A 17,950-nucleotide genomic window follows, 5' to 3' on the forward strand; every position below is an offset into this window, starting at 1 on the left:
TCGCGTGGGCGCCAAGTCACCGCCAAGGGGTCAGTGGGGCAGCAGCCAGCCGTTGTCGACGGCGACGCGTACGGCCTCGGCGCGCGTACGGGCGCCGGTCTTGCCAATCGCGCTGGACAGGTGGTTGCGAACCGTGCCCTCGGACAGGAACAGCGTCGAGGCGATCGCCGCGACCGTTCCACCGCCGCGGGCAGCCTGCAGCACGTCGGCCTCGCGCTCGGTCAGCGGCGAGTCGCCCTGGGCCAGCGACTCGGCGGCCAGGGTCGGGTCGACGACGCGCAGTCCGCTGTGCACCCGCCGGACGGCGTCGGCGAGCTGACGGGCCGGCGTGTCCTTGACGACGAAGCCGCTCGCTCCGGCCGACATCGCCTGCTTGAGGTAGCCGGGCCGCCCGAATGTCGTGACCATCAGGACCCGGCACGTGGGCAGGGCGTCCCGCAGCAGCCGGGCCGCGGCGAGGCCGTCGATGCCGGGCATCTCCACGTCCAGCAGCGCCACATCAGGACGGGTCTCGCGAGCCGCAGCGACGACTTCGTCGCCCCGCGACACCTCGGCAACGACCTCGAGATCCTCCTCGAGCTCGAGCAGCGCCGCCAGCGCGCCGCGAACGAGAGCCTGGTCGTCGGCGAGCAACAGACGGATCATGCTGGCACCGACACCGTGAGGGAGAAGCCACGATCGCCGGGGCCTGCGCTGGTCGTCACGGTCGCCCCCGCGAGCCGGGCGCGTTGCCGGAGTCCTTCCAGCCCGTTGCCGTTGCTGTCGTTGTGGATGGGGCCACGGCCGTCATCGATCACGCTGATCCTTTCTGCGTCGAGCTCGACCTCGCACCTCGATGCCTCGCTGTGCCGGATGACGTTGGTGACGCCTTCGCGCAGGGTCCACGCGAACAGCTCACGCCACCTCGACGGCACTTCGTCGGCAACGGTCGGCAGCAACGGCTCGATGCCGGCCGACTCGAGCGCCATGCGTGCCGAGGCGATCTCGCCGGGAAGCGAGATCCCGCGTATGCCCTGGGCGGTCGAGCGTACGTCCGCAAGGGCGTCCCGTGACAGGCGCTGCAGGTCCACCAGCTCGGCCCGTGCCCGCTCGGGATCGTCGTCGAACAACCGCTCGGCCAGCTCGGCCTTGACCGAGATGACGGTCAGCGAATGACCCAGGATGTCGTGCAGGTCGCGGGCGATGCGGGCGCGCTCCTCCTCGATCGCGAGCTCGGAGAGATCCTGCTCTGCCGCCATGAGCTTGGCCTGGCGCTGCCACGCGAGCCGGAACGACCACACGGCGGCAGCGGCCAGGACGACCGCGAAGTTGTTGCCATGCGCCGACCAGCCGTCGATCGTGTAGGACGCAACCGTGATGGCGGCGAACATGACGACGACGACGGCCCAAGCCTCGATCTTTGGCAGGATCGCGACTGACAGGGCCGTGATGAACACGAGGCAGGTCGTGGACTGATCACCCGCCCCGGGGACGATCACGGCGAAACAGGCCAGCAAGACGGTGATGTAGGTCCACGCGTGGAGACGTCGACGATGCAGGTGGAACTCCGGGATGTGCGCGAGACCGTAGAGGTACACCGGGACGAAGACCGCCAACGCGGCGAGACCCGTGTAGCGCTCGAGCAAGTCGTCGTTCTTGAGCAGCACGCCGACTGGGTTGCCGAGGAAGAACAGCCAGATGCCGGCCCCCAGGAGGCGACCGAAGCGAGCGCGGTCCTGGGGGTCGGTGTCGTGCGTGGCCACGGGCCCAAGGCTAGCCATCAGACACGCTTCGTGTCCTTGCTCATCCGCCACGCAGCGCCGCCCACGAAGATCGCGGTCCACACCGCGATGTTGAGCGCAGCCAACCCGACGTTGCCGTCGGAGCCGAACGGCGCCCTGGACAGGACGCCGACGCCATACGCCGGGGTGAACTTCGCGAAGTCCTGAAATCCCTGGCTGAAGTTGTCGAGCGGCGTGAACAGGCCGCCGGCCAGGGCCAGCAGGGCCAGCGACGGGCCGAGCAGCTGCATGACGTTCTCGCTGGGGAGCAGGTAGCCCATGAACAAGCCGAATGCGGCGAACACCAGCGTGCATCCCCAGCCGATGACCCCGCACAGGACGAGGCGCCCGAAGGGCAGATCAGCTCCGCGCAGGTTGCCGACCACGAAGACGGCCAGGATCGCCACCACCGCCATCGTCATGGCGACGAGCACCTTGATGGCGACGTAGGCCACGGGCTTGAGCGGCGTCAGCCGGAGCTGACGGCTCCACCCGAGGGCACGCTCCGTGGCAACCATCGCGCCACCAGCCGTCGTCGCGATCATCGCCCCGTAGACCGCCATGCTGACCATGATGTACGCCGTGACGTTGCCGTGCCCGGCGCGTTCGGTCCGGTACTCGGCGTCCGAGCCGAACAGCAGGAAGAACACGCTCGGCATGATGAGCGTGAAGATCATCGAGCGCTTGTTGCGCAGCATCCGCTTGAGCTCGAGCACGTAGAACCTCGGCGAGAAGCCACCGAGCGGAGGGACACCTCGGGTGTCAGTTGCGATGGTCATGCGATGGCTCCTTCGGGTGTCAAGGCGTCGTCACCGGTCAGTGCGACGAAGGCCTCTTCGAGGTTGCGCGAGGTGATCTCCAGGTCACGCGCAGCGGTGTGGTTGAGCAGGTAGCGCGCGATCGCGTCGCTGTCGGATCCATGGATCAGGATCGAGTCACCGCGAACATCGACCGAGTCGACACCGTCAACCTTCGCGAGTGCCGCGGTGTCGGGCGCCTCGAGGGTCGCCCTGACCGTACGACCGGCCGACAGGGCCTTGATCTCGGCTGCCGTGCCATCCGCGACGATCTTGCCGCGGCGCACCAGCACGATCCTGTCGGCATATGCATCCGCCTCTTCGAGGTAGTGCGTCGCGAAGACCGTGGTGCGACCGCGCTCGGCATCCGAGCGAATCGCGTTCCAGAAGTCGCGGCGACCTTGGACGTCCATGCCTGTCGTGGGCTCATCCAGGATCAGCAGATCGGGATCGGGGAGCAGTGCGAGGGCGAACCGCAGACGCTGCTGCTGGCCGCCCGAAGCCTTGCCGACCATGCGGTCGCCGATGTCGAGGATTCCGGCTCGGTCGAGGACCTCGTCGACAGGTCGGGACGGCCTGAACAACGACGCCGTGAGCTCGACGGTCTCGCGCACCGTGAAGTCCTTGAGCAGGCCCCCGGTCTGCATGACCGCGGCGACCCGTCCCAGGGCGACGGCCTTGCGGGGATCGCCGCCGAAGATCTGGACCGATCCTTCGCTGGGCTGCGACAGGCCGAGGATCATGTCGACGGTCGTGGTCTTGCCCGCACCGTTCGGGCCGAGGAAGGCGACGACCTCGCCGGGCTGGATCGTCAGGCTCAGTCCGTCGACCGCGGTGACCGACCCGAATCGCTTGACGACGCCGTCGATGCTGACAGCAGGAGTTGGTGAGTTCATGTCTCCATCGTCTGCTGATGCGCGCCTTTGTCCCTCAGCCTTCGGTCACGAGTCACCCATGACAGGTGTCACCCCGGTGCGGTGGTTGAGGTGCGGAGCGAAGCGGAGCCTCGAAACCACCTGCAGATCGCCCACCGGTGGTTGAGGTGCGCAGGCCGCCCGCGGCCGGAGCCTCGAAACCACCTGTGGATCGCAAGGTCGACGGGACAACTCGACTCGTGGTCGCCTCAGTGCGTGGCCTACATGTACATACTCCGGTGCGCTGACGACTCCTACTACGTCGGCAGCACTCGAAATCTCGAGAGTCGACTGTGGCAGCACCAGCAGGGGCTCGGTGCCGAGTACACGCAGCACCGCCTTCCCGTGGAGCTTGTCTATGCGTACGAGTTCGAGCGGGTCATCGACGCGTTCGCCATGGAGAAGCGGGTGCAAGGCTGGTCTCGCAAGAAGCGTGAAGCGCTCATCCGTGGCGACTACGAGGCACTGCCTCGACTCGCGAGCCGAGCAAAGAAGAATCGATCGAGCTAGCGGAGAGTGGTTTCGAGGCTACGGCCGCGGGCGGCCTCCGCACCTCAACCACCGACTGGCGGCCTCCGCACCTCAACCACCGGCTTATGGGGTCCAGGTGATGGCGTCTTTGGTCGAGCCTGTCTGGAGGTCGACGGACTGCAGCGCCTTGCCCTTGGGGACCAGGTAGACCAGGCACAGCTTCGCGCTGGCACCCGGCAAGAAGCTCTTGGGCAGAGTGGAGTTGCGGCACGGCTTGAACGTCCCGACGATGTCGTTGGCCGGGAGGTTGGTGTTGCTGGAGTCGTGCGCGAAGATCGGCAGCGCGGCCCCGCCGAGGCCCGCCGGGCCCTCGTTCTTGACCGTGACGTCGACGTAGAACGGCGCCGACGTCTTGGCCTCGTCGTCGAGGGAGAAGAACGCGAAGTCCCGCTTGATCGAGCCCTTGCGGACCGACGAGACGGTCACCGTGATGACGCTGGCGGCCTTGTCGCCGACCTGGTAGACCACGCTGGCGGGCTTGTCCTCGGTCAGCGTCGTGCCGCCCTTGGTGAGCGTGACGCCCTTCGGCACCTCGAGTCCCTTGGGCACCGGCACCTCGTCGGACTTCTTGCCGTCGTCCGACGACGAGCAGCCGGCGACGAGCAGGAGTGACGCGACGGCAGCGACGATCTTGGTAGGCACGTGCCGATTGTCGCTCACAAGCGGATCAGCAACCCGGCAGACGCGCCGCCAGCCAGGACGTCACCTGATCGAGGGCGATGCGCTCCTGAGCCATCGAGTCGCGCTCGCGAATCGTGACCGCCTGGTCGTCGAGCGTGTCGAAGTCGACCGTGATGCAGTACGGCGTGCCGATCTCGTCCTGGCGGCGGTAGCGCTTGCCGATTGCCTGGGCGTCGTCGAAGTCGACGTTCCAGAAGCCACGGAGCTCGGCGGCCAGGGCCCGCGCCTTGGGCGACAGCTCCTCGTTGCGGGACAGCGGCAGCACCGCGGCCTTGATCGGCGCGAGCCGCGGGTCGAGCTTGAGAACCGTGCGCTTGTCGACACCGCCCTTGGAGTTGGGCGCCTCGTCCTCGACGTACGCATCGATCAGGAACGCCATCATCGAGCGGTTGACGCCGGCAGCGGGTTCGATGACGTACGGCGTCCAGCGCTCGTTGTTGGGCTGGTCGAAGTACGTCAGGTCCTTGCCGGAGTGCTCGCTGTGCGTCTTGAGGTCGAAGTCCGTCCGGTTGGCGATGCCCTCGAGCTCGCCCCACGTCGAGCCGGCAAACTCGAAGCGGTACTCGATGTCGACCGTGCGCTTGGAGTAGTGCGAGAGCTTGTCCTGCGGGTGCTCGAACAGACGGAGGTTGTCGGGGTTGATGCCCAGACCCGTGTACCAGTCCATGCGCGTCTTGATCCAGGTCTCGTGCCATTCCTCGTCGGTGCCCGGCTCGACGAAGAACTCCATCTCCATCTGCTCGAACTCGCGGGTGCGGAAGATGAAGTTGCCCGGCGTGATCTCGTTGCGGAAGCTCTTACCGATCTGGCCGATGCCGAACGGCGGCTTCTTGCGCGCGGTCGTCATGACCTGCGCGAAATTGATGAAGATGCCCTGCGCCGTCTCGGGCCGCAGGTAGTGCAAGCCCTCCTCGGACTCGACCGGGCCGAGGTATGTCTTGAGCAGGCCGTTGAACATCCGCGGCTCGGTCCACTCGCCGCGGGTGCCGCAGTTGGTGCACGCGATGAGATCCATCGTCACGGTGTCGGGGTCGTCGATGCCCTTCTTCTCCGCGTACGACTCCTGCAGGTGGTCCTGGCGGAAGCGGTTGTGGCAGTGCCGGCACTCGACCAGCGGGTCGACGAAGGCCGCGAGGTGGCCGGACGCCTTCCAGACATCCGTCGGGAGGATCACCGAGGAGTCGAGGCCGACGACGTCGTCGCGGCTCTGGACCATCGACCGCCACCACTGGCGCTTGATGTTGTCCTTGAGCTCGACGCCGAGCGGGCCGTAGTCCCACGCGGACTTGGTGCCACCGTAGATCTCCCCGCACTGGTAGACGAAGCCGCGGCGCTTGCTGAGGCTGATGACGTTGTCGACGGTCGATGCCATGGGGGATGTTTCCAATCCGGCTGGGTGTCGGCGGGCCTGTGCACGGCATCGTGATGCCGTACGCCCGAGGGTCCGCCCCACTTTAGTCGGCGACCCCCTCTCGCTCGGCGGCGGGCCGAACCGAGGATTTCACGCATTTGTTACCGGAATCCCTTGACCTCGACTTTGTTAGTACGCTTTATTAACTATGTGACCCAGATCAATGAGGCCCGTACGCGCAGCACCGCCGGCCGCCGACCCGTCGGCAAGGTTCGCCCCGCCGACACCCGCCGGCATCACCGGGCGCTGATCCTCCAGCAGCTCGTGGACGAGGGAGAACGCAGTCGCGCGGACCTCGCTCGTGAGACGTCGCTGACGCGGGTCACGATCTCCGACCTCGTGGCCGAGCTCATCGAGGAGGGCTTCATCAGCGAGCTGGGCACCCGTCCCGGCACCCACATGGGCAAGCCCGCGACGCTGGTCGGCATCTCTGCCGAGGCACCCGTGACGATCGCCCTCGACCTGTCGGCTGACGGTCAGCTCTCCGGCGGCGTCGTCGACCTCGACGGCAACATCCTCGCCCGCGAACAGGTCCCCTTCGTCCGCGGCGACGACCTCTCGGTCATCGCAGACCTGGCGATCCGCCTCCAGAACGCCACGGACCGGCGTGTCCTCGGCGTCGGCATCGGCACCCCCGGCATCGTCGACCCCGAGGGCACCGTCGTCCTCGCGCCCAACCTGGGCTGGACCGACCTCGACCTCACCGGCGAGCTCTCCAGGGCGATCGGCCTACCGGTGCACGCCGGCAACGACGCCAATGTCGCCGCGGTCGCCGAGAGCGCCTTCGGAGCCGGGGACGACGGCGGGCTCCTGCTGCTCACGATCGGCCAAGGTGTCGGCGGCGGCGTCATGATCGACGGACGCGCCCTCTCCGGCCCCCTGCAGTCCGCCGGCGAGATCGGTCACGTCGTGGTCGATCCCGCGGGTCGACAGTGCGCCTGCGGCAACCGCGGCTGCCTCGAGACGTTCCTCGCCGCACCAGCCCTTCGCATGCTCGACAGTGACTCCGCTCGAGCCGAGGTCGGCGCCCGGCTCGCCTCTGTCCTGACGCCCGTCGTCACGACACTCGGGATCGCTGACGTCGTGCTCTACGGCCCGGCCGAGCTGCTCGAGGGCGCCCTGCTCGACGCCGTACGCAGCGCCCTCGCTCACCAGACCCTTCCTTTCGTCGCCCAGCGAGTCCAGATCCGCCTGGCTCCGCTGGAGGACGAGCTCGTGCTCACGGGCGCGGCAGCGCTCGTGCGCTATCGCGAGCTAGGGGTGGTGTGACCTGCCGACACGGTTCGACCCACCGAACTCCACGACGTACGACCAGGAACGATTCGAAAGAGGACAAACCATGAAGCTCACCAAGATCGCGGCAGCGGCGGCGGCATCCGCCCTCGCGCTGACCGCACTCGCCGCCTGCGGTGGCAGCAGCGACGGCGACAAGTCAGAGGGCGGGTCCGACACCGTGACCCTGTGGCTCGCCGGCAAGGAGGACACCCCCAAGAAGGTCGAGGACTGGCTCGTCAAGGAGTTCGCCGCGCAGCACGAGGGCAAGAATCTCAAGGTCCAGCACATCGACTGGGGCGAGCTCATCCCCCGCCTCAACACGGCGCTGCAGAGCGACAAGACGCCTGACGTCGTCGAGGTCGGCAACACCCAGGCCGCGACGTTCACGAGCGTCGGCGCCTTCACGGATCTCACCAACAAGCTCGACCAGCTCGGCGACAACATCGGCCCCAAGAGCTTCGTCGAGGCCGGCACGTACGACGGCAAGGTCTCGGCAGTCCCCTACTACTGGGGCTCGCGCTACATCTTCTACAGCAAGAAGGCGTTCAAGGACGCCGGCATCGAGGTGCCGACGACCCTCGACGGCTTCAACCAGGCCGCGACCCGGCTCAAGTCCGAGGGCGACTCGAAGTTCTCCGGCTTCTGGCTCCCCGGCCAGGACTGGCGAAACGGCATCAGCTGGATCTTCGCCAACGGCGGTGACATCGCCAAGCAGGAGGGTGGCAAGTGGGTCGCGACCCTCTCGTCACCCGAGAGCACCAAGGGCTTGACCGAGCTGCAGAGCCTGTACGAGAAGGCCACCACCGCGCCCAGGGACGGCAAGGACGCCGAGCCGTGGACCGCGTTCAACAACGGCGAGGCCGCGATGTTCATGGCTCCGAGCTGGGCCCGCTGGAGCGTTGACGAGAAGCGCGCGGCCGACCTCGGTGGGTTCGCGCTCCCGGGTGTCGACGGCGGGGCGGCCCCGGTGTTCGCCGGTGGTTCGAACCTCGGCATCTCGGCCAAGTCCAAGAACCAGGACCTGTCGTTCGACCTGCTCAAGCTGATCTACAGCGACGAGTTCCAGCAGCAGCTGGCCAAGAACGGCCTCGGCCCGGCCAACGACAAGTACACGGGCCTCATGGGCGATGACGAGTTCGCGAAGGCGGCCGTCTCGGCAGCGAGCAACTCCAAGCTGACGCCGGCATCGCCGGAGTGGGCCTCGGTCGAGAGCGCCAGCATCATGGAGGAGTTCTTCGGCAAGATCGCCAGTGGTGAGGACGTCGCATCGGCGGCCAAGGCCACCGACGACAAGCTCAACGCCGCACTCAACAAGTAATGCGTACATCCTTTCGACAGGCTCAAGGCGTGGTCCTCGAGCCCGTCGGGACGGTCCTTGAGCCTGTCGAAAGGACATCCGTCCGTCGAGGAAGGGCCCGGATGAGCAGCACACGCCTGGGGCGCAAGGCCGGACCGTATGCCCTGCTCGTCCCGGCCATCCTCGTGCTCGTCGTCGGCATGGCGTACCCGCTCGGCCGGCAGCTGGTGCTGTCGTTCCATGAGTTCGGGCGCGCCCAGCAGTTCGGCCAACCGGCTCCGTGGGTCGGGCTCGACAACTATCGCGAGCTCGTCACGGACCGCACGATGTGGACCGTCATCGCCCGGTCACTGGCGTTCTGCCTGGTCAACGCGTCGATCACGATGGTCATCGGCATCCTCGTCGCGGTGCTCATGAAACGCGTCGCGACCGCTCCGCGCCTGATCCTCCAGGTCAGCATGCTGCTGGCCTGGGCCATGCCGGTCATCGCCGCGATGACGGCCTGGCAATGGCTGTTCGACACCCGGTACGGCCTGGTCAACTGGTCACTGCGCAAGCTCGGCTTCAGCACCTTCGACGGCCACAACTGGCTGATCGATCCGCTCTCGTTCTTCTTCGTCGCCAGCGTCATCATCATCTGGATGAGCGTTCCGTTCGTCGCCTTCACGGCGTACGCGGCGCTGACCCAGGTGTCCGACGAGACGATCGAGGCCAGCCACCTCGACGGCGCCACCGCGGTCCAGCGGTTCCGGCACATCGTCTACCCGACGATCAAGCCCGTCCTGACGATCGTGATGTTGCTGCAGATCGTGTGGGACCTGCGAGTCTTCGCGCAGATCAACTTCCTGCAGAACGTCGGCGGCACCCCCAGCGAGACACACCTGCTGGGCACCTACATCTACACGCTCGGCATCGGCCAGAACGACTACGGCTCCGCGTCCGCGCTCGCCATGTTCGTCCTCGTGCTGACGCTCATCCTGACCTTCCGCTACGTGCGGTCCCTGCTCAAGGAGGAACCCCGATGAACGCCCGAGCCCGTCTATGGGGCGCCGTCGCGATCGTCCTCGCCGTGATCTGGGCGTTCCCGGTCTACTGGATCGTCAACAGCGCGTTCCAGCCGGTCGAGGCGCTCCGCTCCCCGAACCCCTCATTCCTGCCGGACTTCGACGCGTCGGGCTTCGGCCGGGTCTTCGACGACTCGTTCGTCGACTCGCTCAAGCTCAGCCTTGCGGTGACCCTGCTCGCGATCATCGCCGCGGTGTTGTGCGGTTTCGTCGCTGCCGTGGCGATCTCGCGCTTCCGGTTCCGGGGCCGCCGGTCCTTCATCTTCACGGTGCTCGCGATCCAGATGATCCCGCCCGAGGCGCTGTTCATCTCCCAGTACAAGATGCTCAACGACTGGGGACTGCTCAACAGCGTCGTCGGGCTCGGCCTGCTCTACACCGCGCTGATCCTGCCGTTCACGGTGTGGATGCTGCGCGGGTTCGTCGACGGCATACCGATCGACCTCGAGGAGGCTGCGATGACCGACGGCTGCAGCCGTACGCGGGCGTTCTTCACAATCACGTTCCCGCTGCTGGCGCCCGGCCTCGTCGCGAGCAGCGTCTACGGCTTCCTGCAGGCGTGGAACGAGTACACCCTCGCCGTCGTCGTGATGGATCCCTCCAACCGGACGCTGCCGCTGTGGCTCAAGGGCCTGACCGACGTGTCCAACGAGGCCGTCGACTGGCCGGCGGTCATGGCCGGCGCGACGCTCGTCGCTGCGCCCGTCATCATCTTGTTCATGATCGTGCAGAACCGCATGACCTCGGGCATGGTCGGCGGGGCGGTCAAGGGATGACCGAAGACATCAGGCGGCTGGCGTACGGCGTCATGCTCGGCGCGTTCGCCGGCCCCGACGTCCCGGGATGGCTGCCCAAGGAGTACGCCGAGGGCCTCGCCGGGATATGCCTGTACGGCAACAACATGGCTCCCTCGTCCGACATCGCCGACCTCGCTCGAGCCGTACGCGACATCGACCCGACCGCGGTTCTCGCACTCGACGAGGAAGGCGGTGACGTGACCCGGCTCCACTCCCATCACGGCAGCCCCTATCCCGGCAACGCCGCACTCGGGGCATACGACGACGTGGCGGTGACGCAGGCGGTCGCGGCCGGCATCGGCGCCGAGCTCGCGCGTGCCGGTGTCTGGCTCGACCTCGCGCCCAGCGCCGACATCAACAGCAATCCGCGCAACCCGGTCATCGGGACCCGCAGCTTTGGCGCCGACCCAGCGCTCGTCGCACGCCACACCAAGGCGTACGTTGCGGGCCTCGCGTCGCAGGGCGTCGCCGCTTCGGTCAAGCACTTCCCGGGCCACGGCGACACCAGCGCCGACTCGCACCTCGGTCTCCCCCGAGTCACCGTCGACGGCGAGACGCTCCGCGCTCGCGAGCTCGTGCCGTTCGCCGCGGTCGTCAACGATGCCGCCACGGTCATGACGTCGCACGTCCTGCTGGAGGCGTTCGACGACCAGGAGCCCGCGACGCTGAGCCGCGCCGTGCTCACCGGACTGTTGCGCGACGAGCTCGACTTCGGTGGCGTCATCGTGACCGACGCCCTCGACATGGCCGGCGCCAGCGCCGTGCACGGCATCGGTGGAGCAGCGGTGCTCTCGCTCGCCGCAGGGGCCGACCTGTTGTGCCTCGGACCCGAACAGACCGAGTCACCGAGGGCGATCGAGGAAGCGGTCGAGGCGGTGTGCCGTGCTGTCGAGTCCGGAGAGCTGCCCGCGGCACGACTGGCCGAGGCAGCCGAACGCGTCGATTCTCTTCGGCAGACCTGGAGCGTCCTCACGGTGGGCGACGATGCGGACGACATCATCGCGGCTGCTCGGCTGGCCTCTCGGCGAGTCGCCTCCGCCACGGTCGCCGATGCCCCGACGACGAGCGGGCCGGCCACCGTCGTCCGAGTCGACACCGGCACCAACCTTGCCGTCGGCGACACTGCGTGGGGCCGCCTCGATCTCGGCGGCGAGTGCCTCGACCTGACCGCGGAAGACGTCGCGCTCACGGGCGTGGTCGATGGCGAGGTTGCGGTCGTCGTCCGACGCGCCACTGCAGTTCCCGCCGTCTGGGACTGGATCCAGCAGCAGCTCACCGGCAATCCCCGAACGATCCTGGTCGAGCTCGGTTGGCCCGATCCGGCCCTCGATGCGTACGACCGCGTCGTGCGTACGTACGGCTCCGCCGCGGTGCTCACCGACGCACTCGCCGAGGCGATGAGGGGCGACCGATGAAGGTCCGTCTCGGCCTCGACATCGGCGGCACCACGATCCACGGCATCGCCATCGCCGCCGACGAACCACACGAGCTCGTCGGTGAGGCCACGCATCCGACCCGCAAGGGCGCCGACGGCGTGGTCGACGGGGCCCTCGAGATGGTGGCCGCCCTGCAGTCAGCGTTGACTCCCGATGCCGAGGTCGTCAGCATCGGGCTCGGCGTTCCCGGCATCGTCAACGGCGGCGCCGTGACCCACGCGGTCAACCTGGGCCTCGACGGAGAGCCGCTCGACCTCGCCGTGGCGGTCTCCTCGGGTGCCGGTGGCATACCGACGAAGGTCGAGAACGATGTGAAGGCCGCAACGCTCGGCGGGCTGCAGTGGCTCCGCGACGAGGGGTCTGAGGTCGACGACCTGGCGTTGCTCAACGTCGGCACCGGAATCGCCGCCGGACTGCTGCTGGACGGTCGTCTGCGCCACGGCTCGCGCGGCATGGCCGGCGAGATCGGACATCTGGTGCACGACCCGACCGGCCCGCTCTGCGCCTGCGGGCGGCGGGGCTGCCTGGAGCTGTATGCCTCCGGCAGTGGCGTGCGCCGGCAGTGGGCCGGGACCGCCGCCGAGCTGTTCGAGGCCGCCGACGCAGGGAACGCCGACGCAGCCCGGATCCGCGACGAGCTGACCTCCGGGATCGCACAGGCGATCAGCCTGCTGGCCTACAGCGTCGACGTCACCTGCGTGCTCGTGACCGGCGGAGTCGTCTCGGCGACTCCAGCGCTGCGCGACGCGATCCTCGCCCAGCTCCGCAATGACGAGAGCACCTCCCTCGGACGCCTCGCCGGAATCGCCGAACGCGTACGGTGGTTGCCGGCCGAACATCCCGCCGGCGCACTGGGTGCCGCGCTGCTCGGCGCGGAGGATGAGGAGGCTCGTTCGTGGAGGTCGTGATCGTCCGGGACCAGGACGCCGCAGGCATCTTGGTCGCCGACATCGTCGGTACGCACGTGCGACCCGGGGCTGTCCTCGGTCTGGCCACCGGCTCGTCGCCGCTCCCGGCCTACCGCGAGCTGATCCGGCGCCACCGCGAGGAGGCCCTGAGTCTCGACGCCTGCCGGGCGTTCCTGCTCGACGAGTACGTCGGACTCCCCCGCGCGCACCCGGAGTCGTACCACTCGGTCATCCGTCGGGAGTTCACCGACGACGTCGGACTGCAGCAGGTCGATGGCCCCAACGGCGAGGCAACGGACATACCGGCCGAGGCAGCGCGCTACGAATCGGCGATCGCCGAGGCCGGCGGCATCGACGTGCAGCTGCTCGGCATCGGCACGGACGGCCACCTCGGCTTCAACGAGCCGGGCTCCTCACTGGCGTCCCGCACGCGCGTCAAGACCTTGACCCACCAGACCCGTGAGGACAACGCCAGGTTCTTCGACTCGATCGACGAGGTGCCCCGCCACGTCATCACGCAGGGCCTCGGCACGATCCTCGGGGCCGGGCATCTGGTGCTCGTGGCCACAGGCGAGGGCAAGGTCGAGGCCGTGGCAACCGCGGCCGAGGGGCCGGTGTCGGCGTTCTGCCCCGCCTCGATCCTTCAGCTGCACCCCCGAGCCACCGTCGTCGTCGACGAGGCCGCGGCGGCCGGCCTGCGGCTCGCCGACTACTACCGCGAGGCCTGGGACAACAAGCCCGACTGGCAACGGTTCTGAGTCAGACATGACTGTGGGGGCGTCTCGTACGAGGCGCCCCCACAGTCAATGACGGGTCAGCTCAGGCGACGGCCCGAGTCGGTCGCGAACACGTGCACGCCGGCCGGGTCGTCGGGTGCGAGGTAGATCGTCTCGCCCTTGGCCGGCGGCTTGCGCCAGTCGGCGCGGGCCACGATCGTCCGGTCCTCGCCGCCGACGTCGGCGCGACCGTAGACGTACGCATCGGCACCGAGCTCCTCGACGACGTCGACCTCGAGCTTGAGGCCACTGCTGCTGACCACGAGGTTCTCGGGGCGAATGCCCAACGTCACGCTCGACGCATCGGCGTCCGCAAGGGTGTCGCGAGCAACCGGCACGACGAGGTCGCCGAAGCTCACCCCACCGTCGACGACCGGCAGCTCCATCAGGTTCATGCTCGGCGATCCCATGAAGCCGGCGACGAACAGGTTGGCCGGCTTGTCGTACATCTCACGGGGAGCAGCGCACTGCTGGAGCAGGCCGTCCTTGAGCACCGCGACGCGGTCGSCCAKCGTCATSGCCTCGACCTGGTCGTGCGTGACGTAGACCGTCGTCGTGCCGAGCCGGCGCTGCAGCTGGGCGATCTGCGTACGGGTCTGGACGCGCAGCTTGGCGTCGAGGTTGGACAGCGGCTCGTCCATCAGGAACACGCGCGGCGAGCGGACGATCGCACGACCCATCGCGACGCGCTGGCGCTGACCACCGGACAACGCCTTGGGCTTGCGGTCGAGGTACTCCGTGATGTCGAGCATCGCGGCTGCCTCGGCAACCCGCTTGCTGATCTCGGACTTGTTGGCGCCCGCGATCTTGAGCGCGAAGCCCATGTTCTCGGCGACCGTCATGTGCGGGTAGAGCGCGTAGTTCTGGAAGACCATGGCGATGTCGCGGGCCTTGGGCGGCAGGTCGGTGACATCTTCGTCACCGATCAGCAGGCGCCCCTCGTCGACCTCTTCGAGGCCCGCGAGCATGCGCAGTGAGGTGGACTTGCCGCAGCCGGACGGGCCGACAAGTACGAGGAACTCGCCGTCCTCGACGTGGAGGTCGAGCTGATTGACCGCTGGGCGTTCCTGACCCGCGAAGACGCGAGTGGCTTTTTCGAACGTAACTGATGACATGCTGATGTTTCCCTTCACCGGCAGGTACGTGCCGGACGATCCGAGTGATGGGTGATGTGGTGGTGCGCGCTCATCCTACAGTGAGCCACGTCACGTCCGGTGCGGCGTCTCGCATTTGACAACGATTCCCAACTACTTGAGAATCGTTCTCATGAAGAAGCCCCTCGCCCTGCTCGGCGCGCTGCCACTCGTACTCCTCCTTGCCGCGTGTGGCAGCTCCGCGAAGGGAGACGGCACGACCAGTGTGGCCGCGTCGTTCTACCCGTTCGCATTCGTTGCCGAGCAGGTCGGGGGCTCCCATGTCGACGTCGAGAACCTGACGTCACCGGGTGTCGAGCCGCACGACCTCGAGCTCAAGCCCAAGCAGGTCGGCGACGTGCAGAACGCCGATCTCGTGGTCTACGAGAAGCACTTCCAGGCCGCGGTCGACGACGCGGTCAAGCAGGCCGACCGGTCGGCGAAGGACACGGTCGACGTCGCCTCCGTCGTGAAGCTCAAGCCCCTTCAGGCGGGCGCCGAAGAGGGCCACGATCACGGCGACGAGGGTCATGACCACGGCGAGGAAGACCCCCACACCTGGCTCGACCCGCAGAACATGGTCGCGGTGACCAAGGCCGTCGAGGCCAAGCTGTCAGCGGTCGACCCGGACCACGCGACGGACTATTCCGCCAATGCCGCCAAGCTGATCTCCGAGCTGGAGACCCTTGGCACCGATTTCGCGACCGGGCTCAAGACCTGCAAGAGCCACACGATCGTCACGAGCCACGCCGCGTTCCAGTACCTCGCCGCGCGCTACGACCTGACCCAGGTGCCGATCGCTGGTCTCGACCCGGCCAACGAGCCGTCACCCCAGCAGCTCGGCGACATCACCAAGCTGGTCCGCAAGGAGAAGATCACCACGATCTTCACCGAGGAGCTCGTGAGCCCGGCGATCGCCAAGACGATCGCCAAGGAGACCGGGGCCACGACCGCTACGCTCGATCCCATCGAGGGTCTGTCCGACGAGACCAAGCGCCAGACGTACCTGACGCTCATGCGCAAGAACCTCGGGACCCTGAGAGAGGCAAACTCCTGCACATGAGCGAGCGTCAGCGAGCGAACGACAAGCACCTCATGTCGCTGCCTCCGTATCGTGGGTTTTTCACGGAGGCAACGACATGAGCACTGACCCGACACAGCCGCTGAAAGCTCGCGGCGTGAGCGTGGCACTCGATGGTCGGCCTGTCCTTCGACAGGTCGACCTCGACGTGTCGGCGGGTGAGTTCGTCGCGCTGCTGGGGGCCAACGGCTCGGGCAAGTCCACGTTCGTGCGCGCCGCCACCGGGCTGATCCCGATGGGCGGCGGCACGGTCGAGCTGTTCGGCACGCCGCTCGACCGGTTCCGCGACCGGCATCGCATCGGGTACGTCCCGCAGCGCTCGCGCGCCGTCGCCGGCGTCCCCGCGACGGTGCACGAGGTCGTGATGAGCGGGCGACTCGCCCACCGCAGGTTCCTCGGATGGAGCACCAAGGCCGATGCCGCGGCCGTCGACGCTGCGATCTCGCGCGTGGGGCTGCCGGACCGCACGCGCTCATCGCTCAGCGAGCTCTCCGGTGGCCAGCAGCAGCGCGTGCTCATCGCCCGGGCGCTGGCGTCGGAGGCCGAGCTGCTGATCATGGACGAGCCCACCGCGGGCGTCGACCACGACAACCAGGAGTCCCTCGCCGAGCTGCTCGGCGGCCTCGTCCACGAAGGCACGTCAGTGCTGCTGGTCGCCCACGAGCTCGGCCCGCTGCGCCCCCTGATCGATCGCGCGATCGTGCTGCACGCAGGCGAGGTCGCGTACGAAGGACCCTGCGAGGGCCTCGTCGGCGAGGACCACGCCCACGTCCACATGCACGGCGTGCCCCCGACCCCTGAGGGCCTGACCGGCGAAGGGGTCTGGAGGTGACGGCATGATCGAGCTTCTTGACTATGACTTCATGCGGCGGGCGCTGATCGCCGCGGTGTTCACCGGCCTCGCCGCACCCGCGATCGGCACGTTCCTCGTCCAGCGTCGTCTTGCCCTGCTGGGCGACGGCATCGGGCACATCGCGCTGACTGGTGTCGCCCTCGGCCTGCTCACCCACGTCGCCCCGGTCCTGACCGCCATCGCCGTCGCGGTGGTCGGCGCCATCGTCATCGAGCTGCTGCGCATGTTCGGCCGTACGAGTGGTGACGTCGCTCTCGCGATCCTCTTCTACGGCGGGCTCGCCGGCGGCGTGCTCCTCACCGATCTGGCCGGGAAGAGCGCGTCCGCACTCAACAGCTTCCTGTTCGGCTCGATCACGACGGTGTCCGACGGGGACCTCAAGGTCGTTGCGATCCTCGCCGTGGTCGTGATCGCCCTGGCGGTCGGACTGTCACCCCAGCTGTTCGCGGTGTGCCAGGACGAGGAGCATGCCGCGGTCAGTGGCGTGCCCGTGCGCGTCTACAGCATCCTCATCGCAGTGCTCGCCGCCGTGACGATCACGGTCGCCATGCGCACCGTGGGGTTGCTGCTGGTGTCGGCGCTGATGGTCGTACCCGTCGCCGCTTCCCAGCAGCTGACCCGTAGCTTCCGGGCGACACACGCTGCCGCAATGGCGATCGGCCTGTTCGCAGCCCTCGGCGGCGTCGTCGCGAGCTACGAGATCGACACCCAGCCCGGCCCGACGATCGTGTTGCTCGCGCTCACGGTGTTCGCGGTGGCCGCACTGTTCGGCGCAGCGACGAGGCGCCTTCGGGCCCGTCGTCATCCAGTAGATTTCGCACGAGGAGACATCTGATGGTCGAAGCACCCCGCAACACTCGCCAGCGCCGCGCGGTCGTCGCGATCCTCGAGGATCTGGACGGCTTCGCCAGTGCGCAGGAGATCCACGACATCCTCAAGCAACGCGGTGAGTCCGTCGGCCTGTCGACGGTCTATCGCAGCCTGCAGGTTCTCGCGGATGCTGCCGAGGTCGACGCCCTGCGCAACGACGATGGTGAGGTCCTCTATCGCCAGTGCAGCGCCGGCCATCACCACCATCTCGTGTGCCGGTCCTGCGGCCGCACCGTCGAGGTCGAGGGTCCGACCGTCGAGCGCTGGGCCGACAAGATCGCCGAGGAGAACGGCTTCCAGGACGTCGCACACACGCTGGAGATCTTCGGCACGTGCAACACCTGCGTCAGCGCCCGCGAATAGCCT

Annotated in this window: 19 protein-coding genes; 12 read left to right on the plus strand and 7 right to left on the minus strand. The window is 67.9% G+C overall.

Features of this window, described 5'->3' with window-relative positions:
* Positions 1-30: 30 nt before the first annotated feature.
* From AC1DVU_RS11380 to AC1DVU_RS11395, 4 genes are read right to left on the minus strand one after another with little or no spacing between them, the layout of a single operon-like run.
* Positions 31-645 carry a response regulator gene (locus AC1DVU_RS11380; protein ID WP_476922549.1) on the minus strand — a complete coding sequence of 205 codons (615 nt, stop codon included), beginning with the start codon at positions 643-645 and terminating at the stop codon, positions 31-33.
* The gene (locus AC1DVU_RS11385) at positions 642-1,742 is read right to left on the minus strand and encodes a sensor histidine kinase (RefSeq protein ID WP_476922550.1); all 1,101 of its coding nucleotides are present in this window, start codon (positions 1,740-1,742) and stop codon (positions 642-644) included. Before AC1DVU_RS11385 ends, AC1DVU_RS11380 begins: the two co-directional genes overlap by 4 nt.
* Before the next feature lie 17 nt (positions 1,743-1,759).
* Positions 1,760-2,539 (minus strand): ABC transporter permease, encoded by a 780-nt coding sequence (locus tag AC1DVU_RS11390; RefSeq protein WP_476922551.1) that lies wholly within the window; start codon positions 2,537-2,539, stop codon positions 1,760-1,762.
* Positions 2,536-3,453 carry an ABC transporter ATP-binding protein gene (locus tag AC1DVU_RS11395; RefSeq protein ID WP_476922552.1) on the minus strand — a complete coding sequence of 306 codons (918 nt, stop codon included), beginning with the start codon at positions 3,451-3,453 and terminating at the stop codon, positions 2,536-2,538. Before AC1DVU_RS11395 ends, AC1DVU_RS11390 begins: the two co-directional genes overlap by 4 nt.
* Before the next feature lie 243 nt (positions 3,454-3,696).
* Here AC1DVU_RS11395 and AC1DVU_RS11400 point away from each other — a divergent pair, with 243 nt between their 5' ends.
* Entirely contained in the window at positions 3,697-3,981 is a 285-nt protein-coding gene (locus tag AC1DVU_RS11400) for a GIY-YIG nuclease family protein (RefSeq protein ID WP_476922922.1), read from the plus strand.
* Positions 3,982-4,065: 84 nt separating this feature from the next.
* On the opposite strand, the gene AC1DVU_RS11405 is transcribed toward AC1DVU_RS11400, so the two are convergent.
* Complete coding sequence (locus tag AC1DVU_RS11405) at positions 4,066-4,644, minus strand: hypothetical protein (RefSeq protein WP_476922553.1); 579 nt, start codon at positions 4,642-4,644, stop codon at positions 4,066-4,068.
* A 25-nt stretch (positions 4,645-4,669) separates the two neighbouring features.
* Positions 4,670-6,055, minus strand: coding sequence for a glycine--tRNA ligase (locus AC1DVU_RS11410; protein WP_476922554.1), 1,386 nt, complete (start codon positions 6,053-6,055; stop codon positions 4,670-4,672).
* 189 nt (positions 6,056-6,244) lie between these two features.
* Here AC1DVU_RS11410 and AC1DVU_RS11415 point away from each other — a divergent pair, with 189 nt between their 5' ends.
* The 7 genes from AC1DVU_RS11415 (at position 6,245) to nagB (ending at position 13,629) form a co-directional block, all read left to right on the plus strand.
* Complete coding sequence (locus AC1DVU_RS11415) at positions 6,245-7,363, plus strand: ROK family protein (protein ID WP_476922555.1); 1,119 nt, start codon at positions 6,245-6,247, stop codon at positions 7,361-7,363.
* 70 nt (positions 7,364-7,433) lie between these two features.
* Positions 7,434-8,687: an extracellular solute-binding protein gene (locus AC1DVU_RS11420; protein WP_476922556.1), complete on the plus strand. Its 1,254-nt coding sequence runs from the start codon at positions 7,434-7,436 to the stop codon at positions 8,685-8,687.
* Between the two features lie 101 nt (positions 8,688-8,788).
* Positions 8,789-9,691, plus strand: a complete 903-nt coding sequence (locus AC1DVU_RS11425) for a carbohydrate ABC transporter permease (protein WP_476922557.1) — start codon at positions 8,789-8,791, stop codon at positions 9,689-9,691.
* Positions 9,688-10,506 (plus strand): carbohydrate ABC transporter permease, encoded by an 819-nt coding sequence (locus tag AC1DVU_RS11430; RefSeq protein WP_476922558.1) that lies wholly within the window; start codon positions 9,688-9,690, stop codon positions 10,504-10,506. Before AC1DVU_RS11425 ends, AC1DVU_RS11430 begins: the two co-directional genes overlap by 4 nt.
* The gene (locus AC1DVU_RS11435) at positions 10,503-11,942 is read left to right on the plus strand and encodes a glycoside hydrolase family 3 protein (RefSeq protein WP_476922559.1); all 1,440 of its coding nucleotides are present in this window, start codon (positions 10,503-10,505) and stop codon (positions 11,940-11,942) included. Before AC1DVU_RS11430 ends, AC1DVU_RS11435 begins: the two co-directional genes overlap by 4 nt.
* Positions 11,939-12,871, plus strand: coding sequence for an ROK family protein (locus AC1DVU_RS11440; protein WP_476922560.1), 933 nt, complete (start codon positions 11,939-11,941; stop codon positions 12,869-12,871). The genes AC1DVU_RS11435 and AC1DVU_RS11440 overlap by 4 nt, the downstream gene beginning before the upstream one ends.
* Positions 12,859-13,629 (plus strand): glucosamine-6-phosphate deaminase, encoded by a 771-nt coding sequence (nagB, locus tag AC1DVU_RS11445; RefSeq protein WP_476922561.1) that lies wholly within the window; start codon positions 12,859-12,861, stop codon positions 13,627-13,629. Before AC1DVU_RS11440 ends, nagB begins: the two co-directional genes overlap by 13 nt.
* A gap of 56 nt (positions 13,630-13,685) precedes the next feature.
* Here the strand turns inward: nagB and AC1DVU_RS11450 are convergent, their stop codons facing one another.
* The gene (locus AC1DVU_RS11450) at positions 13,686-14,762 is read right to left on the minus strand and encodes an ABC transporter ATP-binding protein (RefSeq protein ID WP_476922562.1); all 1,077 of its coding nucleotides are present in this window, start codon (positions 14,760-14,762) and stop codon (positions 13,686-13,688) included.
* 151 nt (positions 14,763-14,913) lie between these two features.
* Between AC1DVU_RS11450 and AC1DVU_RS11455 the strand changes: the two genes are divergently transcribed.
* The 4 genes from AC1DVU_RS11455 (at position 14,914) to AC1DVU_RS11470 (ending at position 17,947) form a co-directional block, all read left to right on the plus strand.
* On the plus strand, positions 14,914-15,843 hold the full coding sequence (locus tag AC1DVU_RS11455; RefSeq protein WP_476922563.1) for a metal ABC transporter substrate-binding protein: 930 nt from the start codon (positions 14,914-14,916) through the stop codon (positions 15,841-15,843).
* A 115-nt stretch (positions 15,844-15,958) separates the two neighbouring features.
* A complete protein-coding gene (locus AC1DVU_RS11460) occupies positions 15,959-16,693 on the plus strand; it encodes a metal ABC transporter ATP-binding protein (RefSeq protein ID WP_476922564.1) in 735 nt (244 codons plus the stop codon).
* Between the two features lie 4 nt (positions 16,694-16,697).
* Positions 16,698-17,549 carry a metal ABC transporter permease gene (locus tag AC1DVU_RS11465; RefSeq protein WP_476922565.1) on the plus strand — a complete coding sequence of 284 codons (852 nt, stop codon included), beginning with the start codon at positions 16,698-16,700 and terminating at the stop codon, positions 17,547-17,549.
* The gene (locus AC1DVU_RS11470) at positions 17,549-17,947 is read left to right on the plus strand and encodes a Fur family transcriptional regulator (RefSeq protein ID WP_476922566.1); all 399 of its coding nucleotides are present in this window, start codon (positions 17,549-17,551) and stop codon (positions 17,945-17,947) included. The genes AC1DVU_RS11465 and AC1DVU_RS11470 overlap by 1 nt, the downstream gene beginning before the upstream one ends.
* Positions 17,948-17,950: the final 3 nt, after the last annotated feature.

It is taken from the genome of Aeromicrobium sp. P2_G6 (genome assembly GCF_056403535.1).

Coding starts and splice junctions, on each gene's coding strand:
- AC1DVU_RS11420 (WP_476922556.1), top strand. CDS start 7,434: ATGAAGCTCACCAAGATCGCGGCAGCGGCGGCGGCATCCGCCCTCGCG.
- AC1DVU_RS11400 (WP_476922922.1), top strand. CDS start 3,697: ATGTACATACTCCGGTGCGCTGACGACTCCTACTACGTCGGCAGCACT.
- AC1DVU_RS11455 (WP_476922563.1), top strand. CDS start 14,914: ATGAAGAAGCCCCTCGCCCTGCTCGGCGCGCTGCCACTCGTACTCCTC.
- AC1DVU_RS11435 (WP_476922559.1), top strand. CDS start 10,503: ATGACCGAAGACATCAGGCGGCTGGCGTACGGCGTCATGCTCGGCGCG.
- AC1DVU_RS11380 (WP_476922549.1), bottom strand. CDS start 645: ATGATCCGTCTGTTGCTCGCCGACGACCAGGCTCTCGTTCGCGGCGCG.
- AC1DVU_RS11425 (WP_476922557.1), top strand. CDS start 8,789: ATGAGCAGCACACGCCTGGGGCGCAAGGCCGGACCGTATGCCCTGCTC.
- AC1DVU_RS11470 (WP_476922566.1), top strand. CDS start 17,549: ATGGTCGAAGCACCCCGCAACACTCGCCAGCGCCGCGCGGTCGTCGCG.
- AC1DVU_RS11390 (WP_476922551.1), bottom strand. CDS start 2,539: ATGACCATCGCAACTGACACCCGAGGTGTCCCTCCGCTCGGTGGCTTC.
- AC1DVU_RS11430 (WP_476922558.1), top strand. CDS start 9,688: ATGAACGCCCGAGCCCGTCTATGGGGCGCCGTCGCGATCGTCCTCGCC.
- AC1DVU_RS11410 (WP_476922554.1), bottom strand. CDS start 6,055: ATGGCATCGACCGTCGACAACGTCATCAGCCTCAGCAAGCGCCGCGGC.
- AC1DVU_RS11465 (WP_476922565.1), top strand. CDS start 16,698: ATGATCGAGCTTCTTGACTATGACTTCATGCGGCGGGCGCTGATCGCC.
- AC1DVU_RS11395 (WP_476922552.1), bottom strand. CDS start 3,453: ATGAACTCACCAACTCCTGCTGTCAGCATCGACGGCGTCGTCAAGCGA.
- AC1DVU_RS11440 (WP_476922560.1), top strand. CDS start 11,939: ATGAAGGTCCGTCTCGGCCTCGACATCGGCGGCACCACGATCCACGGC.